Source organism: Pseudomonas japonica, from assembly GCF_900188455.1.
GTDB classification, from domain to species: domain Bacteria; phylum Pseudomonadota; class Gammaproteobacteria; order Pseudomonadales; family Pseudomonadaceae; genus Aquipseudomonas; species Aquipseudomonas japonica.
Map to the genome: position 1 here is coordinate 135,917 of NZ_FZOL01000002.1, position 21,042 is coordinate 156,958.

At 65.3% G+C, this 21,042-nt stretch carries 24 protein-coding genes and 1 pseudogene; 22 read left to right on the forward strand and 3 right to left on the reverse strand.

Annotated features, from left to right (window positions below; translation table 11 throughout):
* Positions 1 to 3: 3 nt before the first annotated feature.
* The 12 genes from CHB99_RS02855 (at position 4) to CHB99_RS02910 (ending at position 11,873) form a co-directional block, all read left to right on the forward strand.
* Positions 4 to 573, forward strand: a complete 570-nt coding sequence (locus tag CHB99_RS02855; protein WP_042120450.1) for a YqgE/AlgH family protein — start codon at positions 4 to 6, stop codon at positions 571 to 573.
* A complete protein-coding gene (gene ruvX / locus CHB99_RS02860) occupies positions 573 to 1,004 on the forward strand; it encodes a Holliday junction resolvase RuvX (protein WP_042120451.1) in 432 nt (143 codons plus the stop codon). The genes CHB99_RS02855 and ruvX overlap by 1 nt, the downstream gene beginning before the upstream one ends.
* A 61-nt stretch (positions 1,005 to 1,065) precedes the next feature.
* Positions 1,066 to 1,584, forward strand: a complete 519-nt coding sequence (gene pyrR / locus CHB99_RS02865) for a bifunctional pyr operon transcriptional regulator/uracil phosphoribosyltransferase PyrR (protein WP_042120453.1) — start codon at positions 1,066 to 1,068, stop codon at positions 1,582 to 1,584.
* Between the two features lie 12 nt (positions 1,585 to 1,596).
* Positions 1,597 to 2,601: an aspartate carbamoyltransferase catalytic subunit gene (locus CHB99_RS02870; protein ID WP_042120455.1), complete on the forward strand. Its 1,005-nt coding sequence runs from the start codon at positions 1,597 to 1,599 to the stop codon at positions 2,599 to 2,601.
* On the forward strand, positions 2,598 to 3,869 hold the full coding sequence (locus CHB99_RS02875) for a dihydroorotase (RefSeq protein ID WP_042120457.1): 1,272 nt from the start codon (positions 2,598 to 2,600) through the stop codon (positions 3,867 to 3,869). Before CHB99_RS02870 ends, CHB99_RS02875 begins: the two co-directional genes overlap by 4 nt.
* Before the next feature lie 248 nt (positions 3,870 to 4,117).
* Complete coding sequence (gene hslV / locus CHB99_RS02880; protein ID WP_028945572.1) at positions 4,118 to 4,648, forward strand: ATP-dependent protease subunit HslV; 531 nt, start codon at positions 4,118 to 4,120, stop codon at positions 4,646 to 4,648.
* A 76-nt stretch (positions 4,649 to 4,724) separates the two neighbouring features.
* Positions 4,725 to 6,062, forward strand: a complete 1,338-nt coding sequence (hslU, locus tag CHB99_RS02885) for an ATP-dependent protease ATPase subunit HslU (RefSeq protein ID WP_042120462.1) — start codon at positions 4,725 to 4,727, stop codon at positions 6,060 to 6,062.
* A 59-nt stretch (positions 6,063 to 6,121) separates the two neighbouring features.
* The gene (locus CHB99_RS02890; RefSeq protein ID WP_042120464.1) at positions 6,122 to 6,499 is read left to right on the forward strand and encodes a gamma-butyrobetaine hydroxylase family protein; all 378 of its coding nucleotides are present in this window, start codon (positions 6,122 to 6,124) and stop codon (positions 6,497 to 6,499) included.
* Positions 6,500 to 6,852: 353 nt separating this feature from the next.
* Positions 6,853 to 8,532 (forward strand): class II poly(R)-hydroxyalkanoic acid synthase, encoded by a 1,680-nt coding sequence (gene phaC / locus CHB99_RS02895; protein WP_042120466.1) that lies wholly within the window; start codon positions 6,853 to 6,855, stop codon positions 8,530 to 8,532.
* Positions 8,533 to 8,590: 58 nt separating this feature from the next.
* Entirely contained in the window at positions 8,591 to 9,442 is an 852-nt protein-coding gene (gene phaZ / locus CHB99_RS02900) for a poly(3-hydroxyalkanoate) depolymerase (RefSeq protein ID WP_042120468.1), read from the forward strand.
* A gap of 121 nt (positions 9,443 to 9,563) precedes the next feature.
* On the forward strand, positions 9,564 to 11,246 hold the full coding sequence (gene phaC / locus CHB99_RS02905; protein ID WP_042120658.1) for a class II poly(R)-hydroxyalkanoic acid synthase: 1,683 nt from the start codon (positions 9,564 to 9,566) through the stop codon (positions 11,244 to 11,246).
* 12 nt (positions 11,247 to 11,258) lie between these two features.
* On the forward strand, positions 11,259 to 11,873 hold the full coding sequence (locus CHB99_RS02910) for a TetR/AcrR family transcriptional regulator (protein ID WP_042120469.1): 615 nt from the start codon (positions 11,259 to 11,261) through the stop codon (positions 11,871 to 11,873).
* 64 nt (positions 11,874 to 11,937) lie between these two features.
* Here CHB99_RS02910 and CHB99_RS02915 read toward each other — a convergent pair whose 3' ends face one another.
* From CHB99_RS02915 to CHB99_RS02925, 3 genes are all read right to left on the reverse strand, one after another.
* A complete protein-coding gene (locus CHB99_RS02915) occupies positions 11,938 to 12,723 on the reverse strand; it encodes a phasin family protein (protein WP_042120471.1) in 786 nt (261 codons plus the stop codon).
* A 10-nt stretch (positions 12,724 to 12,733) separates the two neighbouring features.
* Positions 12,734 to 13,153, reverse strand: a complete 420-nt coding sequence (locus CHB99_RS02920) for a phasin family protein (protein WP_042120473.1) — start codon at positions 13,151 to 13,153, stop codon at positions 12,734 to 12,736.
* Between the two features lie 132 nt (positions 13,154 to 13,285).
* Entirely contained in the window at positions 13,286 to 13,561 is a 276-nt protein-coding gene (locus CHB99_RS02925) for a polyhydroxyalkanoic acid system family protein (RefSeq protein ID WP_042120476.1), read from the reverse strand.
* Between the two features lie 126 nt (positions 13,562 to 13,687).
* Between CHB99_RS02925 and ubiE the strand changes: the two genes are divergently transcribed.
* The 10 genes and pseudogenes from ubiE to CHB99_RS30460 form a co-directional block, all read left to right on the forward strand.
* On the forward strand, positions 13,688 to 14,458 hold the full coding sequence (ubiE, locus tag CHB99_RS02930; protein WP_042120478.1) for a bifunctional demethylmenaquinone methyltransferase/2-methoxy-6-polyprenyl-1,4-benzoquinol methylase UbiE: 771 nt from the start codon (positions 13,688 to 13,690) through the stop codon (positions 14,456 to 14,458).
* Positions 14,458 to 15,081, forward strand: coding sequence for a ubiquinone biosynthesis accessory factor UbiJ (locus CHB99_RS02935; protein ID WP_042120479.1), 624 nt, complete (start codon positions 14,458 to 14,460; stop codon positions 15,079 to 15,081). Before ubiE ends, CHB99_RS02935 begins: the two co-directional genes overlap by 1 nt.
* Positions 15,078 to 16,682 carry a ubiquinone biosynthesis regulatory protein kinase UbiB gene (ubiB, locus tag CHB99_RS02940; protein WP_089266409.1) on the forward strand — a complete coding sequence of 535 codons (1,605 nt, stop codon included), beginning with the start codon at positions 15,078 to 15,080 and terminating at the stop codon, positions 16,680 to 16,682. The genes CHB99_RS02935 and ubiB overlap by 4 nt, the downstream gene beginning before the upstream one ends.
* A gap of 72 nt (positions 16,683 to 16,754) precedes the next feature.
* Complete coding sequence (gene hisI / locus CHB99_RS02945) at positions 16,755 to 17,147, forward strand: phosphoribosyl-AMP cyclohydrolase (RefSeq protein WP_042120483.1); 393 nt, start codon at positions 16,755 to 16,757, stop codon at positions 17,145 to 17,147.
* 1 nt (position 17,148) lies between these two features.
* Positions 17,149 to 17,484, forward strand: a complete 336-nt coding sequence (locus CHB99_RS02950) for a phosphoribosyl-ATP diphosphatase (protein WP_042120485.1) — start codon at positions 17,149 to 17,151, stop codon at positions 17,482 to 17,484.
* A 25-nt stretch (positions 17,485 to 17,509) separates the two neighbouring features.
* Positions 17,510 to 17,782, forward strand: coding sequence for a twin-arginine translocase TatA/TatE family subunit (locus tag CHB99_RS02955; RefSeq protein ID WP_042120487.1), 273 nt, complete (start codon positions 17,510 to 17,512; stop codon positions 17,780 to 17,782).
* 4 nt (positions 17,783 to 17,786) lie between these two features.
* Positions 17,787 to 18,170: a Sec-independent protein translocase protein TatB gene (tatB, locus tag CHB99_RS02960; protein ID WP_042120488.1), complete on the forward strand. Its 384-nt coding sequence runs from the start codon at positions 17,787 to 17,789 to the stop codon at positions 18,168 to 18,170.
* On the forward strand, positions 18,167 to 18,958 hold the full coding sequence (gene tatC, locus CHB99_RS02965; protein ID WP_042120489.1) for a twin-arginine translocase subunit TatC: 792 nt from the start codon (positions 18,167 to 18,169) through the stop codon (positions 18,956 to 18,958). Before tatB ends, tatC begins: the two co-directional genes overlap by 4 nt.
* Positions 18,955 to 19,662 carry a 16S rRNA (uracil(1498)-N(3))-methyltransferase gene (locus CHB99_RS02970; RefSeq protein ID WP_042120491.1) on the forward strand — a complete coding sequence of 236 codons (708 nt, stop codon included), beginning with the start codon at positions 18,955 to 18,957 and terminating at the stop codon, positions 19,660 to 19,662. The genes tatC and CHB99_RS02970 overlap by 4 nt, the downstream gene beginning before the upstream one ends.
* A 190-nt stretch (positions 19,663 to 19,852) precedes the next feature.
* Positions 19,853 to 20,902, forward strand: a pseudogene (locus CHB99_RS30460) (methyl-accepting chemotaxis protein); the annotation flags it as partial.
* Positions 20,903 to 21,042: the final 140 nt, after the last annotated feature.

Here is a 21,042-nt window from a genome sequence, read left to right on the forward strand (position 1 = left end):
GGCATGAAAAACTTCAGCCCGAGTTACCTCAAGCATCAGTTCCTGATCGCCATGCCCCACATGGCGGACCCGAATTTTGCCCAGACCCTGACCTACATCGTCGAGCACAACGCCAACGGTGCCATGGGCCTGGTGATCAACCGTCCGCAGGAGCTGAACCTGGCCGACATCCTCGAGCAACTGCGCCCCGAGGAAGAACCGTCGCCCTCCAGCCTGAACGTGCCGATCTACATCGGCGGGCCGGTGCAGACCGACCGCGGCTTCGTCCTGCACAGCGCTGACAAGTCCTACCAGGCCACCATCCAGCTCGATGGCCTGGCGCTGTCCACCTCGCAGGACGTGCTGTTCGCCATCGCCAACGGCAGCGGCCCGCGCAACAGCCTGATCACCCTCGGCTACGCCGGCTGGGAAGCCGGGCAACTGGAGGCCGAACTGGCCGACAACGCCTGGCTGAACTGCCCGTTCGACGCGGAAATCCTCTTCGGCATGGCCACCGAGCTGCGCCTCGATGCCGCCGCCGCGCGCCTGGGCATCAACCTGCACCTGCTGACCAGCCAGGCGGGGCACGCCTGATGGCCGAGCTTCGTCTGCTGCTGGGTTTCGACTACGGCAGCAAGCAGATCGGTGTCGCCGTCGGCCAGGTCATCACCGGCCAGGCCCGCGAGCTGTGCACCCTGAAGGCGCAGAACGGCGTGCCGGACTGGAGCCAGATCGAAAAACTGATCAAGGAGTGGCAACCCGATGCCCTGGTGGTCGGCCTGCCGCTCAACATGGACGGCACTCCCAGCGAGATGAGCGAGCGCGCCGAAAAGTTCGCCCGCCGCCTGAACGGCCGCTTCAACCTGCCGGTACACACCCACGACGAACGCCTGACCACCTTCGAGGCCAAGGGCGAGCGCATGGCCCGTGGCGGCCAGCGCGGCAGTTATCGCGACAACCCGGTCGATGCCATCGCCGCCGCCCTGCTCCTGCAAGGCTGGCTGGAGGCCAATACCGCGTCGTAACCCCCGAATCATTGGTTTCGAGTCGGGCCAGCCCACTGCCCCGGCCTCTTGAGGAGCAAGCATGAGCCTACCCAATCCCGCCGAACTGATCCGGCAGATGGCCGTCGACCTTCGCGCCCATCTGAACCGTCGCAACATTGCCGAGCCGCGCTTCATCGGTATCCGTACCGGTGGCGTCTGGGTGGCCCAGGCGCTGCTCGACGAACTGGGCAACACGACCGCCCTCGGCACCCTCGACGTGTCCTTCTACCGTGACGACTTCAGCCAGAACGGCCTGCACCCGCAGGTGCGCCCGTCGGAGCTGCCGTTCGAGATCGAAGGCCAGCACCTGGTGCTGGTGGACGACGTGCTGATGAGCGGCCGGACCATCCGCGCCGCGCTCAACGAGCTGTTCGACTATGGCCGCCCGGCCAGCGTGACCCTGGTCTGCCTGCTCGACCTGGATGCCGGGGAACTGCCGATCCGCCCGAACGTGGTCGGCGCCACCCTGTCGCTGGCCCCCCATGAACGGGTAAAATTGCTCGGCCCCGCGCCGCTCGTCCTCGAGCGCCAGGACCTCGCCTCCGCTTCCGCCCTTTAAGAGTCCCCCGCGATGACGCCAATCGACGCCAAGCGCCCGCTGCAGCTCAACGATCAGGGCCAGCTGCGCCACTTCCTCTCGCTCGACGGCCTGCCCCGCGAGTTGCTCACCGAAATCCTCGATACCGCCGACTCGTTCCTTGAAGTCGGCGCCCGGGCGGTGAAGAAAGTCCCGTTGCTGCGCGGCAAGACCGTGTGCAACGTGTTCTTCGAGAACTCCACCCGCACCCGCACCACCTTCGAACTGGCCGCCCAGCGCCTGTCGGCGGACGTGATCACCCTCAATGTTTCGACCTCCTCGACCAGCAAGGGCGAAACCCTGTTCGACACCCTGCGCAACCTCGAAGCCATGGCCGCCGACATGTTCGTGGTGCGCCACGCCGACTCCGGCGCCGCGCACTTCATCGCCGAGCACGTCTGCCCCGAGGTGGCGATCATCAACGGCGGCGACGGCCGCCACGCCCACCCGACCCAGGGCATGCTCGACATGCTGACCATCCGTCGCCACAAGGGCGGCTTCGAGAACCTCTCGGTGGCCATCGTCGGCGACATCCTGCACTCGCGGGTGGCGCGTTCGAACATGCTCGCGCTGAAGACCCTGGGCTGCCCCGACATCCGTGTGATCGGCCCGAAAACCCTGCTGCCGGTGGGTATCGAGCAGTACGGGGTGAAGGTCTACACCAACCTGGAAGAAGGCCTGAAGGACGTCGACGTGGTGATCATGCTGCGCCTGCAGCGCGAGCGCATGGCCGGCGGCCTGCTGCCCAGCGAGGGCGAGTTCTACCGCCTGTTCGGCCTGACCACCGCGCGCCTGGCCGGGGCCAAGCCGGATGCCATCGTCATGCACCCGGGACCGATCAACCGCGGCGTGGAAATCGAGTCGGCGGTGGCCGACGGCGCCCACTCGGTGATCCTCAACCAGGTCACCTACGGCATCGCCGTGCGCATGGCGGTACTGTCCATGGCCATGAGCGGGCAGAACGCCCAACGTCAATTCGAGCAGGAGAACGCCCAGTGACCCTCAGTATCCTCGGCGCCCGGGTCATCGACCCCAACAGCGGCCTGGACCAGGTCACCGACCTGCACACCGATGCCGGCAAGATCGTCGCCATCGGCGCCGCGCCCGCGGGCTTCAAGGCGATCCGCAGCATCGACGCCAGCGGCCTGGTGGTCGCGCCAGGCCTGGTCGACCTCAGCGTGTCCCTGCGCGAGCCGGGCTACAGCCGCAAGGGCACCATCGCCAGCGAAACCCGCGCCGCCGCCGCCGGTGGCGTCACCAGCCTGTGCTGCCCGCCACGTACCAAACCGGTGCTGGACACGCCCGCGGTCGCCGAACTGGTCCTCGACCGCGCCCGCGAAGCCGGGCACGCCAAGGTGTTCCCGGTCGGTGCCCTGAGCAAGGGTCTGGAAGGCGAGCAACTGGCCGAACTGGTGGCCCTGCGCGACACCGGTTGCGTGGCCTTCGGCAACGGCCTGGACAGCTTCCGCAATACCCGCACCCTGTGCCGGGCCCTGGAGTACGCGGCCACCTTCGACCTGACGGTGGTGTTCCACTCCCAGGATCGCGACCTGGCCGCCGGCGGCCTGGCCCACGAAGGCGCCATGGCCAGCTTCCTTGGCCTGGCGGGCATCCCGGAGACCGCCGAGACCGTGGCCCTGGCCCGTGACCTGCTGCTGGTGGAACAGACCGGCGTGCGCGCGCACTTCAGCCAGCTGACCAGCGCCCGCGGCGCGCAACTGATCGCCCAGGCCCAGGCCCGCGGCCTGCCGGTCACCGCCGATGTGGCGCTGTACCAACTGATCCTCACCGACGAAGCGCTGGTGGACTTCTCCAGCCTGTACCACGTGCAACCGCCGCTGCGCACCCGCGCCGACCGCGACGGCCTGCGCGAGGCGGTGAAGTCCGGGGTGATCCAGGCGATCTCCAGCCATCACCAGCCCCATGAACGGGATGCCAAGCTGGCGCCATTCGGCGCCACCGAGCCGGGCATCAGCAGCGTCGAAGTGCTGCTGCCACTGGCATTGACCCTGGTGGAGGACGGCCTGCTCGACCTGCCGACCCTGCTCCAGCGCCTGTCCGCCGGCCCTGCCGCGGCACTGCGCCTGCCCGTCGGTGAGCTGCGCGTCGGCGCGGCGGCCGACCTGGTGCTGTTCGACCCGAAAGCCTCGACCGTGGTGGGCGAGCAATGGCGCTCGAAGGGCGACAACTGCCCGTTCATCGGTCATTGCCTGCCGGGTGCGGTGCGCTACACCGTGGTGGATGGGCATATCAGCCACGAGGGCTGAGGCCATATCACCCTCCCGTAGGAGCGAGGCTTGCCCGCGAAGGACCGCATAGCGGTCCCAAAATGGCATTGCCGATTCTATTTTGGGACCGCTATGCGGTCCTTCGCGGGCAAGCCACGCTCCTACAACGGATCTGCACGGCCCCAAGACCAAGGTCGCACCGCCCATCTGTCAAGGTTGAAATCCTTCCCCGCACCCCCATATGAGTCTGCACAGGCATTTTCGCCCCGCTGCGTGGAGACTCTCCCTTGACCACCATCGTTTCAGTTCGTCGCCACGGCAAAGTCGTCATGGGCGGCGACGGCCAGGTTTCCCTCGGCAACACCGTGATGAAAGGCAACGCCAAGAAGGTCCGTCGCCTGTACCACGGCCAGGTCATCGCTGGTTTCGCCGGCGCCACCGCCGACGCCTTCACCCTGTTCGAACGTTTCGAAGGCCAACTGGAAAAACACCAGGGCCACCTGATCCGCGCCGCCGTCGAGCTGGCCAAGGAATGGCGTACCGACCGTTCCCTGAGCCGCCTGGAAGCCATGCTCGCGGTCGCCAACAAGGACGCTTCGCTGATCATCACCGGCAACGGCGATGTGGTCGAACCCGAAGACGGCCTGATCGCCATGGGCTCCGGTGGCGCCTACGCCCAGGCCGCGGCCCGCGCCCTGCTGCAGAAAACCGACCTGTCGGCCCGGGAAATCGCCGAGACCGCCCTGAACATCGCCGGCGACATCTGCGTGTTCACCAACCACAACCTGACCATCGAGGAGCAGGACCTGGCCGAGTGATTCAGCTGTTCTGGCGCCCGGATACATCGCCGGGCTTTTCCACGCTGAATCCATTGCCACGGGACCACCACATACCATGTCCATGACCCCCCGCGAGATCGTTCACGAACTCAACCGCCACATCATCGGCCAGGACGACGCCAAGCGCGCCGTGGCCATCGCCCTGCGCAACCGCTGGCGGCGCATGCAACTGCCCGCCGAACTGCGCGTCGAGGTGACGCCGAAGAACATCCTGATGATCGGCCCTACCGGCGTCGGCAAGACCGAAATCGCCCGCCGCCTGGCCAAGCTGGCCAACGCGCCGTTCATCAAGGTCGAAGCGACCAAGTTCACCGAAGTCGGCTACGTCGGCCGCGACGTCGAGTCGATCATCCGTGACCTGGCCGACGCAGCGATCAAGATGCTCCGCGAGCAGGAAATGATCCGCGTGCGCCACCGCGCCGAGGACGCCGCCGAGGACCGGATCCTCGACGCCCTGCTGCCACCCGCGCGTGCCGGCTTCAACGAAGACCCGGCGCCGAGCCAGGACTCCAACACCCGCCAGCTGTTCCGCAAGCGCCTGCGTGAAGGCCAGCTGGACGACAAGGAAATCGAGATCGAAGTGGCCGAGGCCATGGGTGTCGACATTTCCGCGCCGCCGGGCATGGAAGAGATGACCAACCAGCTGCAGAACCTGTTCGCCAACATGGGCAAGGGCAAGCGCAAGAGCCGCAAGCTCAAGGTCAAGGAAGCGCTCAAGCTGGTACGTGACGAGGAAGCCGGTCGCCTGGTCAACGAGGAAGAGCTCAAGGCCAAGGCCCTGGAAGCGGTCGAGCAGCACGGCATCGTGTTCATCGACGAGATCGACAAGGTGGCCAAGCGCGGCAACGTCGGCGGCGCCGATGTCTCCCGCGAAGGCGTGCAGCGCGACCTGCTGCCGCTGATCGAAGGCTGCACGGTCAACACCAAGCTGGGCATGGTCAAGACCGACCACATCCTGTTCATCGCGTCCGGCGCCTTCCACCTGAGCAAGCCGAGCGACCTGGTGCCCGAGCTGCAGGGTCGTCTGCCGATCCGCGTCGAGCTCAAGGCCCTGACCCCGGAAGACTTCGAGCGCATCCTCAGCGAGCCGCACGCGTCGCTGACCCTGCAATACAGCGAACTGCTGAAGACCGAAGGCCTGAACATCGAGTTCGTACCGGAAGGCATCAAGCGCCTCGCCGAGATCGCCTGGCAGGTCAACGAGAAGACCGAGAACATCGGTGCCCGTCGCCTGCACACCCTGCTCGAACGCCTGCTCGAAGAGGTGTCGTTCAGCGCCGGTGACCTGGCCAGCGCCCACAGCGAAGCGCCGATCCGCATCGACGCCGACTACGTCAACAGCCACCTCGGCGAGCTGGCGCAGAACGAAGACCTGTCGCGCTACATCCTGTAAGCGCCACGCTTCAGGCGGTAAGCTGCATGCAGCCTACCGCCTGTACCAGGAAGCCACTCATGACCCGCCTGCCCACCGCGATCAACCTGCACAAAGCCTCGAAGACCCTGACGCTCACCTACGCGCCGAACGAGGTCTACACCCTCCCCGCCGAATTCCTCCGGGTGCATTCACCCTCCGCCGAAGTCCAGGGCCACGGCAATCCGATCCTGCAATTTGGCAAGATCGGCGTCGGCCTGAGCAAGCTCGAACCCGCCGGCCAGTACGCACTGAAATTGAGCTTCGACGATGGCCATGACAGCGGCCTGTTCACCTGGGAATACCTCGAGCAGCTGTGCCTGCGCCAGGACGAACTCTGGGCCGAATATCTCAAGGATCTCGCCGCCGCCGGCAAATCCCGCGACCCGTCCGAGTCTGTCATCAAGCTGATGCTCTAGCCCGGTACTCTCCTGTTTTAGAGCGCATTTTCTAAAGCGATCTGCTTGAATGGCTGCGGCACCGGCCAGCCTCTGGCCGGCTTGCGCATTGATGGAAAGTCGGGTAACCAATGGATCTGGCAGGTTCTCTGCATCTTTTCGCAGAAGATCGAGAACGGGCCGGCATGCAGAGAACGCGAGCGAAAGCAGGCAGTCTTCACCCGCGGACACTACCCGCAACGCTCAACGCTGCTCAGCGCCGGCCCGCAGGATCGCAACTCGTTATCACTGGTCACCCGAGCAGCAGTACCGGCATCGTCTGGTCAACGCCAGGCGCACAGCGGTACTCGTCTCAGGACAACGGAGCGTCGTAGATGAGCAACAAGAGTAACGATGACCTGCAGCGCCAAGCCTCGGAAAACACCCTGGGTCTGAACCCGGTCATAGGCTTGCGCCGCAAGGATTTGCTGACTTCTGCCCGCATGGTGCTGCGCCAGGCCATCCGGCAGCCGCTGCACAGCGCCAAGCACGTCGCGCACTTCGGCATGGAGCTCAAGGACGTGATCTTCGGCAAATCCGGCCTGCAGCCGGAAGGCGACGATCGTCGCTTCAACGACCCGGCCTGGAGCCAGAACCCCCTGTATCGCCGCTACCTGCAGACCTACCTGGCCTGGCGCAAGGAGCTGCATGACTGGGTCGGCGACAGCAGCCTGTCCGACACCGATATCAGCCGTGCCCACTTCGTCATCAACCTGATGACCGAAGCCATGGCACCGACCAACACCATGGCCAACCCGGCGGCGGTCAAGCGCTTCTTCGAAACCGGCGGCAAGAGCCTGCTCGACGGCCTCTCCAACCTGGCCAAGGACCTGGTGAACAACGGCGGCATGCCAAGCCAGGTCAACATGGACGCCTTCGAGGTCGGCAAGAACCTCGGTACCAGTGAAGGCGCGGTGGTGTACCGCAACGACGTGCTGGAGCTGATCCAGTACAGCCCGATCACCGAGCAGGTGCATGAGCGGCCGCTGCTGGTGGTGCCACCGCAGATCAACAAGTTCTACGTCTTCGACCTCAGCCCGGAAAAGAGCCTGGCGCGCTTCTGCCTGCGCTCCACCGTGCAGACCTTCATCGTCAGCTGGCGCAACCCGACCAAGGCACAGCGCGAGTGGGGGCTGTCGACGTATATCGACGCGCTGAAGGAAGCCGTCGACGTGGTCCTGGCCATCACCGGCAGCGACGACCTGAACATGCTCGGCGCCTGCTCCGGCGGCATCACCTGCACCGCGCTGGTCGGCCACTATGCGGCATTGGGGGAAAAGAAGGTCAACGCCATGACCCTGCTGGTCAGCGTCCTCGATACCACCCTCAATACCCAGGTCGCGCTGTTCGTCGACGAACAGACCCTCGAGGCAGCCAAGCGCCACTCCTACCAGGCCGGGGTGCTGGAGGGGCGCGACATGGCCAAGGTGTTCGCCTGGATGCGCCCCAATGACCTGATCTGGAACTACTGGGTCAACAACTACCTGTTGGGCAACGAACCACCGGTGTTCGACATCCTGTTCTGGAACAACGACACCACGCGCCTGCCCGCCGCCTTCCACGGCGACCTGATCGAGATGTTCAAGAACAACCCGCTGACCCGCCCCGACGCCCTGGAAGTCTGCGGCACGCCGATCGACCTGAAGCAGGTGACCACCGACATCTTCTGCGTCGCCGGTACCTCCGACCACATCACCCCGTGGCAGTCCTGCTACAAATCGGCGCAGCTGTTCGGCGGCAACGTGGAGTTCCTGCTGTCCAACAGCGGGCACATCCAGAGCATCCTCAACCCGCCGGGCAACCCCAAGGCGCGCTACATGACCAGCACGGAAATGCCCGCCGATGCCAACGACTGGCAAGAACACTCCAGCAAGCACACCGACTCCTGGTGGCTGTACTGGCAGAAGTGGCTGGGCGAGCGCTCCGGCGAGCTGAAGAATGCACCGGACAGTCTCGGCAACAAGGCCTACCCGGCAGGCGAGGCGTCGCCGGGCACCTACGTCCACGAACGTTGAAACCGCCGTGCCGCCGGCCTGAAACCGGCGGCACGCCATTAGCCGACAGGGTCCGCGCATGCCGCAACCGTACATCTTCCGAACCGTCGACCTGGATGGACAGACCATCCGCACCGCGGTTCGCCCCGGCAAGCCGCACTTGACGCCGCTGCTGATCTTCAATGGCATCGGTGCCAACCTTGAGCTGGTCTTCCCCTTCATCCAGGCCCTTGATCCGGACCTGGAAGTCATCGCCTTCGATGTGCCCGGTGTCGGCGGCTCGTCGACGCCGCGCCAGCCCTACCGCTTCCCGGGCCTGGCCAAACTGACCGCGCGCATGCTCGATTACCTCGACTACGGCCAGGTCAACGCCATCGGCGTGTCCTGGGGCGGCGCCCTGGCCCAGCAGTTCGCCCACGACTACCCGGAACGCTGCAAGAAGCTGGTGCTGGCCGCCACTGCCGCCGGTGCGGTGATGGTCCCGGGCAAGCCCAAGGTGCTGTGGATGATGGCCAGTCCGCGGCGCTACGTGCAGCCGTCCCATGTGATCCGCATCGCGCCGCTGATCTATGGCGGCGCCTTCCGCCGCGATCCGGAGCTGGCCCTGTCGCATGCCTCCAAGGTGCGCTCCGGCGGCAAGCTCGGCTACTACTGGCAGCTGTTCGCCGGGCTGGGCTGGACCAGCGTGCACTGGCTGCACAAGATCCAGCAACCGACCCTGGTCCTGGCCGGCGACGACGACCCGCTGATCCCATTGATCAATATGCGCTTCCTGGCCTGGCGAATTCCCAATGCCCAGCTACACATAATCGACGATGGACATTTGTTTCTGATTACCCGTGCCGAGGCCGTGGCGCCGATCATCATGAAGTTCCTCCAGCAGGAGCGCCAACGCGCCGTCATGCACCCTCGGCCCGCCCCGAGCGCTTGAACCGCACCTCATCGCCCGCACGTCCGGCAGGAAAGCCGGAGCACGCGAGCGCATGGTCAAGGTGGAGTCGCTCATTGCCCTGGTTCAGTTTGTCGATGGCTCGACGACGGAGTGTTGCCTGATGAAAGACAAACCTGTGAAAGCGGTGAACACCAACCCCGCCACCACGATCAACATTCAGAACGCGATCACCGGCCTGCGTGGTCGCGACCTGATCTCGACCCTACGCCACGTCAGTCGCCACAGCCTGCGCCATCCGCTGTACACCGCGCGGCACATGCTCGAACTGGGTGGCCAACTGGGCCGTGTGCTGCTCGGCGACACCCTGCACCAACCCAGCACCCGCGACAGCCGCTTCAGCGATCCGGCCTGGAACCTCAATCCGTTCTACCGCCGTGGCCTGCAGGCCTACCTGAGCTGGCAGAAGCAGACCCGCCAGTGGATCGACGAAAGCCAGCTGAGCGAAGACGACCGCGCCCGCGCGCACTTCCTCTTCACCCTGCTCAACGACGCCGTGTCGCCGAGCAATACCCTGCTCAATCCGGCCGCGCTGAAGGAGGTCTTCAACTCCGGCGGGCTGAGCCTGGTGCGCGGCCTCGGCCACCTGCTCGACGATCTGCGCCACAACGGCGGCATGCCCCGGCAGGTTGCCCGGGACGCCTTCGAGGTCGGTCGCAACCTGGCCACCACGCCGGGGGCGGTGGTGTTTCGCAACGAGCTGCTGGAACTGATCCAGTACAAGTCGATGAGCGAGAAGCAGTACGCCCGGCCGATGCTGGTGGTGCCACCGCAGATCAACAAGTTCTACATCTTCGACCTCAACCCGACCAACAGCTACGTGCAGTACATGCTGAAGAACGGTCTGCAGGTGTTCATGGTCAGCTGGCGCAACCCCGACCGGCGCCATCGCGAATGGGGCCTGTCGAGCTACGTGGCGGCGCTGGAGGAGGCCATGAACGTGTGCCGCTCGATCACCGGCAGCCGCGACGTCAACCTGATGGGCGCCTGCGCCGGCGGCCTGACCATGGCCGCCCTGCAGGGGCATCTGCAGGCCAAGCGGCAACTGCGTCGGGTGCACAGCGCCACCTACCTGGTCAGCCTGCTCGACAGCCAGTTGGACAGCCCGGCCAGCCTGTTCGCCGACGAGCAGACCCTCGAAGCGGCCAAGCGCCGCTCGTACCAGCAGGGCGTGCTCGATGGTGGTGAAATGAGCCGGGTATTCGCCTGGATGCGGCCCAACGACCTGGTGTGGAACTACTTCGTCAACAACTACCTGCTCGGCAAGACACCACCGCCCTTCGACATCCTCTACTGGAACAACGACAGCACACGCCTGCCCGCGGCACTGCACGGCGATCTGCTGGACTTCTTCAAGTACAACCCGCTGGCCCATTCCGCCGGCCTGGAGGTCTGCGGCACGCCGATCGACCTGCAGAAGATCACCGTCGACAGCTTCCATGTCGCCGGCCACAACGACCACATCACCCCGTGGGACGCGGTGTACCGCTCGACCCTGCTGCTCGGTGGCGAACGGCGCTTCGTGCTGTCCAACAGCGGCCATGTGCAGAGCATCATCAATCCGCCGGGCAACCCCAAGGCGCACTACGTGCTCAACCCCAAGCTGAGCAGCGATCCGCGGGCCTGGTACTACGACGCGGAAAAAAAGGACGGCAGTTGGTGGCCGCTATGGCTGGAATGGATTCAGGCACGCTCCGGCGCCTTGCGTGAAACCGGCAGCAGCCTGGGCAACGCCAGCTATTCGGCGATGGACCCCGCACCTGGCCAATACGTGCTGGTGCGCTGATCAGAGGACTGGATGAAAACCCGCGACCGCATCCTCGAATGCGCCCTGCTGCTGTTCAACCAGCAGGGCGAACCGAATGTCTCGACCCTGGAGATCGCCAACGAGCTGGGCATCAGCCCCGGCAACCTGTACTACCACTTCCACGGCAAGGAGCCGCTGGTACTGGGCTTGTTCGAGCGCTTCGAGGACGAGCTGACGCCACTGCTCGATCCACCGCTGGAAGTGCGCCTGGACGCCGAGGACTACTGGCTGTTCCTGCACTTGATCGTCGAGCGCATGGCGCAGTACCGCTTCCTGTTCCAGGACCTGTCGAACCTCACCGGACGCCTGCCGAAGCTGGCCCGCGGCATGCGCAGCCTGCTCAACTCGCTGAAGCGCACCCTTGCCGCCCTGCTCGCCAGCCTCAAGGCCCAGGGCCAGGTGACCAGCGATACCCAGGCCCTGGGCCAGCTGGTGGAGCAGATCACCCTGACGTTGCTGTTCTCTCTCGATTACCAGCGGGTGCTGGCGCGGGAGGCGGAGGTGGGCGTGGTGGTGTACCAGATCATGATGCTGGTGGCGCCGCACCTGGAGGTGCCGTCGCGGCATGCGGCGGAGCAGCTGGCGCTGCGTTATCTGGAAGGCTGAAATCCACCTGACAAAACAAAACGCCCGGCACTGAGCCGGGCGTTCTGTTTACAGCCGCCTGTGATCAGGACTGGCTGGATGGCGTCGCTGCCGGAGCCGCTGGCGCTGGTGCTGCCGTGCTGGTGGTAGCCGGAGCAGCACTGGCGACCGGGGCCGCGCCGTTTGCCGACGATGGTGCCAGCTTGAGCGCTTCCTGCTTCGGTGCCGCGGCCTTCCTCACCGCTGGCTTCTTCGCCGCGGCTGGCTTGGCGGCCGCTGGTTTCGCGGCAGGCTTGGCAGCCGGTTTGGCGGCCGCGGTTTTCGCTACAGCCGGCTTGGCCGCAGGCTTGGCAGCGGCAGGTTTGGCCGCCGCGGTCTTGGCGGCAGGCTTCGCCGCCACGGTTTTCACCGCAGGCTTGGCTGCTGCGCTCTTGGCCGCCGTGGTGCGCGGAGAAACCGGCGTTACCGAAGCACCGGTGAGTTTCTCGATCTGCTTGGTCAGCGTATCGACCTGCTTGTGCAGTGCCTTGACCTCATTGCGGCTCGGCACGCCAAGACGCGAGATCGCACTGTTCAGACGCTTGTCGAACGCCTCTTCCAGCTCGCTCCACTTGCCCAGGGCACGGTCCTTCACGTCAGTGACACGCGAGGTCGCTGCCTTGGCACCGTCCTTGGCGGTATCGACGCTTTTCTTCGCCTGCTTCTCGGCTTTTTCGCCATCCTTGACCAGGGTATCGAACAGCTTGGGGCCGTCCTGGTCGATCTTCGAGTAGAGGCCCAGGCCCGCCAGCCAGATCTTGCGAGAGTACTTTTCGACTCCCCCGATCCAGGAGCTGCCTTCTTTCTTATCAGTCGTTTTCTTGTCAGCCATCCCGCTCTCCTTATTGTTTGCCCGTGACGCGTTCGAGCAACGCCGTCAGCTCATCGAGCTTGACAGAAAGTGCTTCAACGTCATGTTTAGACGGAATGCCGATGCGATTCAAGGCGCTGGCTACCCGCGTGTCGAAAGCCTTTTCGATTTTGTCCAGTTGGACCTCGACTTTGCCCCTCACGCTGCGCAGTTCTTCCTTCGCCGAATCGATCTCGCTGTTGGCTGCGTCGACTTCACGGTCGATACGTTTCTTGCCGCGTTTCTCGACCTGTTCGCCCGCCTTGATCAGGTCCTTGACGTATTCGGCACTCTCCTGGCCCACGCGGGCATAGGCCCCAAGGCCGGCCAGCCAGATCTTGCGCGCGTAACCACGCACTTCGCCCAGGCTGCTCTGGACATCGTCTTCTTTCTTCAGGATCGCTTTGGCCATGCTCTGCACCTCGAACTGATGACGGAATGGAAGAACTACCCACGGATCGGGGATTGGAAGCCAAGGTACGGAGAAAAATTAGAATGGGCACCCTAAAGGACGGGGCGCATTGCACGCCCCGCCATGCCACATTCAAGCCAGCGCCTTGTCCAGCGCGCGCTCGATCTCGGTCTTGATGGTGCCGCCCATCATCGAGAGCATCATGCCCAGCTTGAGTTCGACACGAATGCTGTCCTCGCCGATCTCCACGCTGCCATTGGCACCGCTGCGCTTGACCTCGACCCGGTCACCCTTCCATTCAGCCTTCAGGTCATATTCGCGGGAAAGCCGCTCGACCAGGGCTTCGGCCTTCTGGCGGGCGGCCTCGCGGCCGAGGCTGTGTTTACGTTCAACGCTGATCTGGGTCATTCATCGGGTCCTGGCTGCAAGGGCATACTGGCGCATTATGCCCCCGCCTCCAGCCGCGACAACCCCGCCAAGACAAATGCAGTCGCACGCCCTAGAATGGCGAGTAATTTTTCCCGGTGAAGCGATATGAACGAGCAGCGCAAAGGCGATAACGCCGAACCCACCACTCATTTCGGTTACCAGAGCGTTCCGGAAAGCCAGAAGGCCGACAAAGTCGCCGAGGTCTTCCATTCCGTAGCCGCCAAATACGACCTCATGAACGATGTGCTTTCCGGCGGCATGCACCGCCTGTGGAAACGCTTCGCCATCGAGCTGTCCGGGGTGCGCAGCGGCAACCGGGTGCTGGACATCGCCGGCGGTACCGGCGATCTGACCCGCAAGTTCTCCCACCTGGTCGGCCCTACCGGCCAGGTCGTGCTCGCCGACATCAACGCCTCGATGCTCAAGGTCGGTCGTGACCGCCTGCTCGACCTGGGCGTGTCCGGCAACGTCGAATTCGTCCAGGCCGACGCGGAAAAGCTGCCGTTCCCGGACAACCATTTCGACTGCGTGACCATCGCCTTCGGCCTGCGCAACGTCACCCACAAGGACGAAGCCCTGCGCTCCATGCTGCGCGTGCTCAAGCCCGGTGGCCGCCTGCTGGTACTGGAATTCTCCAAGCCGACCAGCAAGCTGATGTCCAAGATCTACGACGCCTACTCGTTCGCCTTCATGCCGCTGGCCGGCAAGCTGATCACCAACGACTCGGAAAGCTACCGCTACCTGGCCGAATCGATCCGCATGCACCCCGACCAGGAAACCCTCAAGGCCATGATGGTCGACGCCGGCTTCGATCGCGTCACCTACCACAACATGACCAATGGCGTCGTCGCCCTGCACCGCGGTATCAAGCCCTGATGCTGCTGGCCGGCCTTCTCGCCAGCGTCGAGCACGGCCTCAACCGTGTCCTGCGCCTGGACAGCACCGCGCTGCCGCGCCTGGCCCCGCTCGATGGCAAGGTGATCGCCATCGACTGCCGCCAGCCGGCCCTGCAACTGTTCATTCTGCCCAGCGATGAAGGCCTGCTGCTCGCCAGCCAGTGGGCCAGTGCCCCCGACTGCACCCTGCGCGCCCCGGCCAGCAGCCTGGCGCAACTGGCCCTGAGCCAGGACAAGAGCGCCGTGCTGCACAGCCCGCAGGTCGAACTGGACGGCGACAGTACCGTGCTGCTCGACCTGGTCGGCGTGCTGCAGGACCTGGAGCTGGACTGGGAGTACGAAGTCTCCCGCTGGCTCGGTCCGGTGGCCACCCAACTGCTCAGTGGCCATCTGCGCAGCCGCGCGCGCTGGACCCGGCAGAGCCTGGCCAGCCTCGGTCGCACCGCGTCCGAGTACCTGGCCGAAGAGTCGCGGACCCTGGTCGGTCTGCGCGAAGCCGAAGCCCGCTTCGGCGAGCTCGACATCCTCAAGCTCGACATTGAACGCCTCGAGGCGCGCATCGAGCGCCTTGCCCGATCCCTTGAATCCAGCGATAACGCATGAAGCTGCTTGCCGTCCGCCGTCTGTTGCGCATCCAGCGCGTCGTGATCCGCTACCGTCTCGATGACCTGCTGTTCGACCTCCCCCTGCCCTGGTGGCTCGCCTCGCTGCGCCTGCTCATGCCCTGGCGCTGGCTGCCGCGCAAGCCGCTCGACCTGAGCCGCGGCGCGCGCCTGCGCCTGGCCCTGCAGGACCTCGGGCCGATCTTCATCAAGTTCGGTCAATTGCTCTCGACCCGCCGCGACCTGCTGCCGGCGGACATCGCCGACGAGCTGATGCTGCTGCAGGACCGCGTGCCGCCGTTCGACCCGCAGAAAGCCGTAGCCCTGATCGAGGAGCAGCTCGGTGCGAAAGTCGGCGAGATCTTCTCGCGTTTCGACGTCGAGCCACTGGCCTCGGCCTCGGTCGCCCAGGTCCACGCCGCGCGCCTGAAGAGCGGCGAGGAAGTGGTGGTCAAGGTGGTGCGCCCGGGCCTCAAGCCGGTGATCGCCCAGGACCTCGCCTGGCTGTTCCTCATCGCCCGCGGTGCCGAGCGGGTCTCCGCCGACGCCCGCCTGCTGCACCCGGTGGATGTGGTCAGCGACTACGAGAAGACCATCTACGACGAACTCGACCTGCTCCGCGAGGCGGCCAACGCCAGCCAGCTGCGGCGCAACTTCGAGGGCTCGGACATGATGTACGTGCCCCAGGTCTACTGGGACTGGTGCCGGCCGAAGGTGCTGGTGATGGAGCGCATCTATGGCATCCAGGTCACCGACCTGGAAACCCTCGCCGACCAGCGCACCGACATGAAGATGCTGGCCGAGCGTGGCGTGGAGATCTTCTTCACCCAGGTGTTCCGCGACAGCTTCTTCCACGCCGACATGCACCCCGGCAACATCTTCGTCAGTACCGTGAAGCCGTGGAGCCCGCAGTACATCGCCATCGACTGCGGCATCGTCGGCAGCCTGACCCCGAAAGACCAGGACTACCTGGCGCGCAACCTGTTCGCCTTCTTCAAGCGCGACTACCGCCGCGTGGCGCAGTTGCACATCGATTCGGGCTGGGTCCCGGCGCAGACCAAGCTCAACGAATTCGAGGCGGCGATCCGCACCGTGTGCGAGCCGATCTTCGAAAAACCGCTCAAGGACATCTCCTTCGGCCAGGTGCTGATGCGCCTGTTCCAGACCGCGCGGCGCTTCAACATGGAAGTGCAGCCGCAACTGGTGCTGCTGCAGAAGACCCTGCTCAACATCGAAGGCCTGGGCCGCCAGCTGTACCCGGACCTCGACCTGTGGAGCACCGCGCAGCCGTTCCTGGAACGCTGGATGCGCGAGCGGGTCAGCCCGAAGACACTGCTGCAGAACCTGCACAGCCAGGTCGAGCAGGTGCCGCACCTGGCCAACATGACCCGCGACCTGCTCGAACGCATGTCGCAGCCGCACCGCAACGACCCACCCGCGCCGTGGCAGCAGCAGGACCACTGGGCCCTGCGCCTGCTCGGTGCCGTCCTGCTCGGTGGTGGCGCCACACTGGCCGCCGGCGCCGAACCCCTGACCGCCGTGACCTCCTGGCCGGCCTGGCTGATGCTGGCTGCGGGCCTCTATCTGGTGGTGCGCCGATAGCCAGCCGCGTCAACCGCTGGCACACTAGCCGCCGGCATCGGCGCGGGGCCGTGGCCTGATTTGGAGTCGAACATGAAAGACTGGCTGGACGAGATCAACTGGAACAGCGACGGCCTCGTGCCGGCCATCGCCCAGGACCACAAGACCGGGCGCGTGCTGATGATGGCCTGGATGAACCGCGAGTCGCTGGCCCTGACCGCCGCCGAGCAGCGCGCCATCTACTGGTCGCGCTCCCGTGGCAAACTGTGGCGCAAGGGCGAGGAGTCCGGCCATGTGCAGAAACTGCACGAAATGCGCCTGGACTGCGACGCCGACGTGATCATCCTGATGGTCGAGCAACTGGGCCACATCGCCTGCCATACCGGCCGCGAAAGTTGCTTCTACCGCGTCTTCGAGGACGGCCAGTGGAAAACCGTCGATCCGGTCCTCAAGGACCCGAATGCCATCTACCACGCAGGACACTGACATGAGCGACACCCTGAGCCGCCTGGCCGAAGTACTGGAAGCCCGCAAGGGCGCGGCCCCCGACAGTTCCTACGTCGCCAGCCTGTACCACAAGGGCCTGAACAAGATCCTGGAGAAGGTCGGCGAGGAGTCGGTGGAAACCATCATCGCCGCCAAGGATGCCGCCGCCAGCGGGGATTACAGCGATGTCATCTATGAAACCGCCGATCTGTGGTTCCATAGCCTGGTCATGCTCAGTGCCCTGGGCCAGCACCCGCAGGCCGTGCTGGACGAGCTGGAACGGCGCTTCGGCCTGTCCGGCCATGACGAGAAGGCCGCGCGCCAGCCTTCGGCCTGATTGAACACCATTCGAGGAAAGCACCATGGGTATTTTTGACTGGAAACACTGGATCGTTCTGCTGGTCGTCGTGGTACTGGTATTCGGTACCAAGAAACTGAAGAACTTCGGCAGCGACCTCGGCGAGTCCATCAAGGGCTTCCGCAAGGCCATGAACGAAGACGAAAAACCGGCGGACCCGAACGTCCAGAACGCACAACCTTCCCAGCCGGTCCAACCGCAGGGCACCCCGCTGAACCAGCCGCACACCATCGACGGCCAGGCGCAGAAGGTCCAGGAACCTGCAAGGAAAGAGTGATTCCATGTTCGGCATCAGCTTCAGTGAGTTGCTGCTCGTCGGCCTGGTCGCCCTGGTGGTGCTCGGCCCCGAGCGCCTGCCCGGCGCCGCGCGTACCGCCGGCCTGTGGGTCGGACGGCTCAAGCGCAGCTTCAACGCGATCAAGCAGGAAGTGGAGCGCGAGATCGGTGCCGACGAGATTCGCCGGCAGTTGCACAACGAGCACATCCTGTCCATGGAGCAGGAGGCCCGGCGCATCCTCAATCCGCAGAGCGTGATCCCGGACCCGGCCAACACCCCGGGCAGCCCGTCCGCCGAAGCGACGCCCGTGCCGCCCGCCGCGACGCCTGAAGCCGCGCCAGCGGCAGCGACGCCCACCGAACCGACCCAACCGCCGCGAGCCCCATGAGCGATATCCCGGAAAACGACCAGCCGATGCCGTTGGTGTCGCACCTCACCGAATTGCGTACCCGCCTGTTGCGCTGCGTCGCCGCGGTCTTCCTGATCTTCGCCGGGCTGTTCTCCTTCGCCCAGCAGATCTACACCCTGGTCTCGGCGCCGCTGCGTGCGCACCTGCCGGCCAACGCGACGATGATCGCCACCGACGTGGCCTCGCCGTTCCTCACGCCGTTCAAGCTGACCATGATCGTCTCGCTGTTCCTGGCGATCCCGTACATCCTCTTCCAGATCTGGGGCTTCATCGCCCCGGGCCTGTACCGCCATGAAAAACGCGTCGCCGTGCCGCTGCTGGTTTCCAGCATCCTGCTGTTCTACGCCGGCATGGCCTTCGCCTACTTCCTGGTGTTCCCGCTGATCTTCGGCTTCTTCGCCAGCGCCACCCCGGAAGGCGTGTCGATGATGACCGACATCGCCAGCTACCTCGATTTCGTCATGACCCTGTTCTTCGCCTTCGGCGTGGCCTTCGAGATTCCCGTCGCGGTGGTGCTGCTGGTGTGGATCGGCGTGGTCGACGTGCAGTACCTGCGCAAGATCCGCCCTTACGTGATCATCGGCTGCTTCGTGGTCGGCATGGTCCTGACCCCGCCGGACATCTTCTCGCAGACCCTGCTGGCCGTGCCGATGTGGATGCTGTTCGAGGTCGGCGTGCTGTTCGGCGGCCTGGTGCGCAAGCGCAGCAAGGAGCATGAGGCCAGCGACGATACCCCTGACGACCAGCCGCCAGCGACCCAACAGTGAACCTGCTGCTGCTCGAGGAGGCCGACTTCACCGCGGCCGACCGGGCGGTCCTCAGCGACCGCCGCTTTACCCATATGCAGGACATCCACCGCGTGGCGGTCGGCGACAGCCTGCGCGTCGGCCGTCTCGGCGGGCTGATGGGCCAGGCCCGGGTCGAACGCCTGGAAGGCCATGAAGCCGAGCTGTCGCTGAGTTTCGACCAGCCAGCGCCGGCCAAGCTGCCACTGACCCTGATCCTCGCCCTGCCGCGACCGAAGATGCTCCGTCGGGTGTTCCAGACCGTCGCCACCATGGGCGTGGCGAAGCTGGTGCTGGTCAACAGCTACCGGGTGGAAAAGAGCTTCTGGCAGACCCCGTTCCTCGCCCCCGAGGCGATCCGCGAAAACCTCATCCTCGGCCTGGAACAGGCGCGCGACACGGTGCTGCCCGAGGTGATCATCGAGAAGCGCTTCAAGCCCTTCGTCGAGGACCGCCTGCCAGCCATCGCCCAGGGCACCCTCGGCCTGGTCGGCCATCCCGGCAACCACCCGCCCTGCCCACGCGGCGTCAACCAACCAGTGACCCTGGCCATCGGCCCGGAAGGCGGCTGGATTCCCTACGAAATCGACCTGCTGGGCAAGGCCGGGCTGGCACCGGTGCAGCTGGGCGAGCGCATCCTGCGTGTGGAAACGGCGGTCACGGCGCTGCTGGCACGTCTGTTCTAGCGCCACTCCGGAAAGATCCGACATCTTTCCGGACCATTATCCACACTCCGCATAAGACTATTGGCTAGTCTGGAAAGCCCGTTTCAGACAGGTTTCTACCTTCAGTTTCGGCGTCGCGCGCCGATGCAGGATCACCTCTAATAAAAACCTGTCCGCCTGATCGAAATGGAGTCCCAGCATGTACCGATGGATGGCCCAGCACCTGGGCAATGTGAGCGTCAACCTGAAACTGGGCATCGGCTTCAGCGTGGTCCTGCTGCTGACCCTGGTGATCACCCTCACCGGCTGGTCCGGGCTGAGCGGCGTGATCGACCGTGGCGACAAGCTCGGCGAGATTTCCGAGGTCTACCAGGCCACCCAGGTCCTGCGCATTTCCCGCCAGACCTATGAGCACAAGCGTGACGCCGAGTCCATCGCTCAGGTGGAGAAGGCCCTGACCGCGCTGGACGGCGAACTGCGCAAGGTGGAAAAGCTCATCAGCGAAGGCGACGACCATCGCCGCCTGGTACAGCAGAGCGAGGCGGTGCGCGAGTACGAGCGCAACTTCACCGAGCTGAAGAAGTCCGCCGACGCCCGCGAGGCCGCGCGGGTCGTGCTCGGTGCCAGCGCCGACAAGGCGGCCGCGCTGATCGCCAAGGTCCAGCAGGCGCTGCTGCAAGGCGGCGACATCCAGCTGTTCAACAGCGCGGTGGAGACCGCCAGCCTGCTGCAGCAGGCGCGCTTCCAGGTGCGCGGCTACACCTACAGCGGCGCGAACAAGTACCAGGCGACCGCCCTGACCGCCATCGACCAGGCCCTGAGCCTGCTCAAGAGCCTGCCTGAGCGCGTACCGGCGGAACACCATGGCGACCTCGCCGACGCCGCCGACGCGCTGTCCGCCTACCGTGGCGCCGTGGTGCAGTTCGGCAACGCCCAGGAAAGCAGCGAACAGGCCCTGACGAAGATGGGTCAGCAAGGCACCCGCCTGCTCGACCTGAGCACCGAGCTGAGCGTGTCGCAGACCAGGATCCGCGATGCCGAATCGCAGCAGGCCAAGTCGACCCTGGGCCTGGCCACCGTGCTGGCACTGCTGTTCGGCATCCTCGCCTCCTGGGCCATCACCCGGCAGATCATCATCCCGCTGCGCCACGCCCTCACCGCCGTGGACCGCATCGCCGGCGGCGACCTCAGCCACGATCTCAACGAGCAGCGCCGCGACGAGCTGGGCCAGTTGCAGCGCAGCATGCAGCGCATGACCGTCAGCCTGCGCGAGCTGATCGGCGGCATCGGCGACGGTGTCACGCAGATCGCCAGCGCCGCCGAGGAGCTTTCGGCGGTCACCGAGCAGACCAGCGCCGGGGTCAACAACCAGAAGGTCGAGACCGATCAGGTCGCCACCGC

Bases quoted from the DNA above. Each gene is read 5' to 3' on its own strand.
- phaC (WP_042120658.1), top strand. From the start codon at position 9,564: ATGAAAGACAAACCTGTGAAAGCGGTGAACACCAACCCCGCCACCACG.
- CHB99_RS02955 (WP_042120487.1), top strand. From the start codon at position 17,510: ATGGGTATTTTTGACTGGAAACACTGGATCGTTCTGCTGGTCGTCGTG.
- phaC (WP_042120466.1), top strand. From the start codon at position 6,853: ATGAGCAACAAGAGTAACGATGACCTGCAGCGCCAAGCCTCGGAAAAC.
- phaZ (WP_042120468.1), top strand. From the start codon at position 8,591: ATGCCGCAACCGTACATCTTCCGAACCGTCGACCTGGATGGACAGACC.
- CHB99_RS02910 (WP_042120469.1), top strand. From the start codon at position 11,259: ATGAAAACCCGCGACCGCATCCTCGAATGCGCCCTGCTGCTGTTCAAC.
- CHB99_RS02950 (WP_042120485.1), top strand. From the start codon at position 17,149: ATGAGCGACACCCTGAGCCGCCTGGCCGAAGTACTGGAAGCCCGCAAG.
- CHB99_RS02890 (WP_042120464.1), top strand. From the start codon at position 6,122: ATGACCCGCCTGCCCACCGCGATCAACCTGCACAAAGCCTCGAAGACC.
- CHB99_RS02870 (WP_042120455.1), top strand. From the start codon at position 1,597: ATGACGCCAATCGACGCCAAGCGCCCGCTGCAGCTCAACGATCAGGGC.
- CHB99_RS02935 (WP_042120479.1), top strand. From the start codon at position 14,458: ATGCTGCTGGCCGGCCTTCTCGCCAGCGTCGAGCACGGCCTCAACCGT.
- hisI (WP_042120483.1), top strand. From the start codon at position 16,755: ATGAAAGACTGGCTGGACGAGATCAACTGGAACAGCGACGGCCTCGTG.
- ubiE (WP_042120478.1), top strand. From the start codon at position 13,688: ATGAACGAGCAGCGCAAAGGCGATAACGCCGAACCCACCACTCATTTC.
- CHB99_RS02920 (WP_042120473.1), bottom strand. From the start codon at position 13,153: ATGGCCAAAGCGATCCTGAAGAAAGAAGACGATGTCCAGAGCAGCCTG.
- ubiB (WP_089266409.1), top strand. From the start codon at position 15,078: ATGAAGCTGCTTGCCGTCCGCCGTCTGTTGCGCATCCAGCGCGTCGTG.
- CHB99_RS02925 (WP_042120476.1), bottom strand. From the start codon at position 13,561: ATGACCCAGATCAGCGTTGAACGTAAACACAGCCTCGGCCGCGAGGCC.
- tatC (WP_042120489.1), top strand. From the start codon at position 18,167: ATGAGCGATATCCCGGAAAACGACCAGCCGATGCCGTTGGTGTCGCAC.
- pyrR (WP_042120453.1), top strand. From the start codon at position 1,066: ATGAGCCTACCCAATCCCGCCGAACTGATCCGGCAGATGGCCGTCGAC.
- ruvX (WP_042120451.1), top strand. From the start codon at position 573: ATGGCCGAGCTTCGTCTGCTGCTGGGTTTCGACTACGGCAGCAAGCAG.
- CHB99_RS02855 (WP_042120450.1), top strand. From the start codon at position 4: ATGAAAAACTTCAGCCCGAGTTACCTCAAGCATCAGTTCCTGATCGCC.
- tatB (WP_042120488.1), top strand. From the start codon at position 17,787: ATGTTCGGCATCAGCTTCAGTGAGTTGCTGCTCGTCGGCCTGGTCGCC.
- CHB99_RS02915 (WP_042120471.1), bottom strand. From the start codon at position 12,723: ATGGCTGACAAGAAAACGACTGATAAGAAAGAAGGCAGCTCCTGGATC.
- hslU (WP_042120462.1), top strand. From the start codon at position 4,725: ATGTCCATGACCCCCCGCGAGATCGTTCACGAACTCAACCGCCACATC.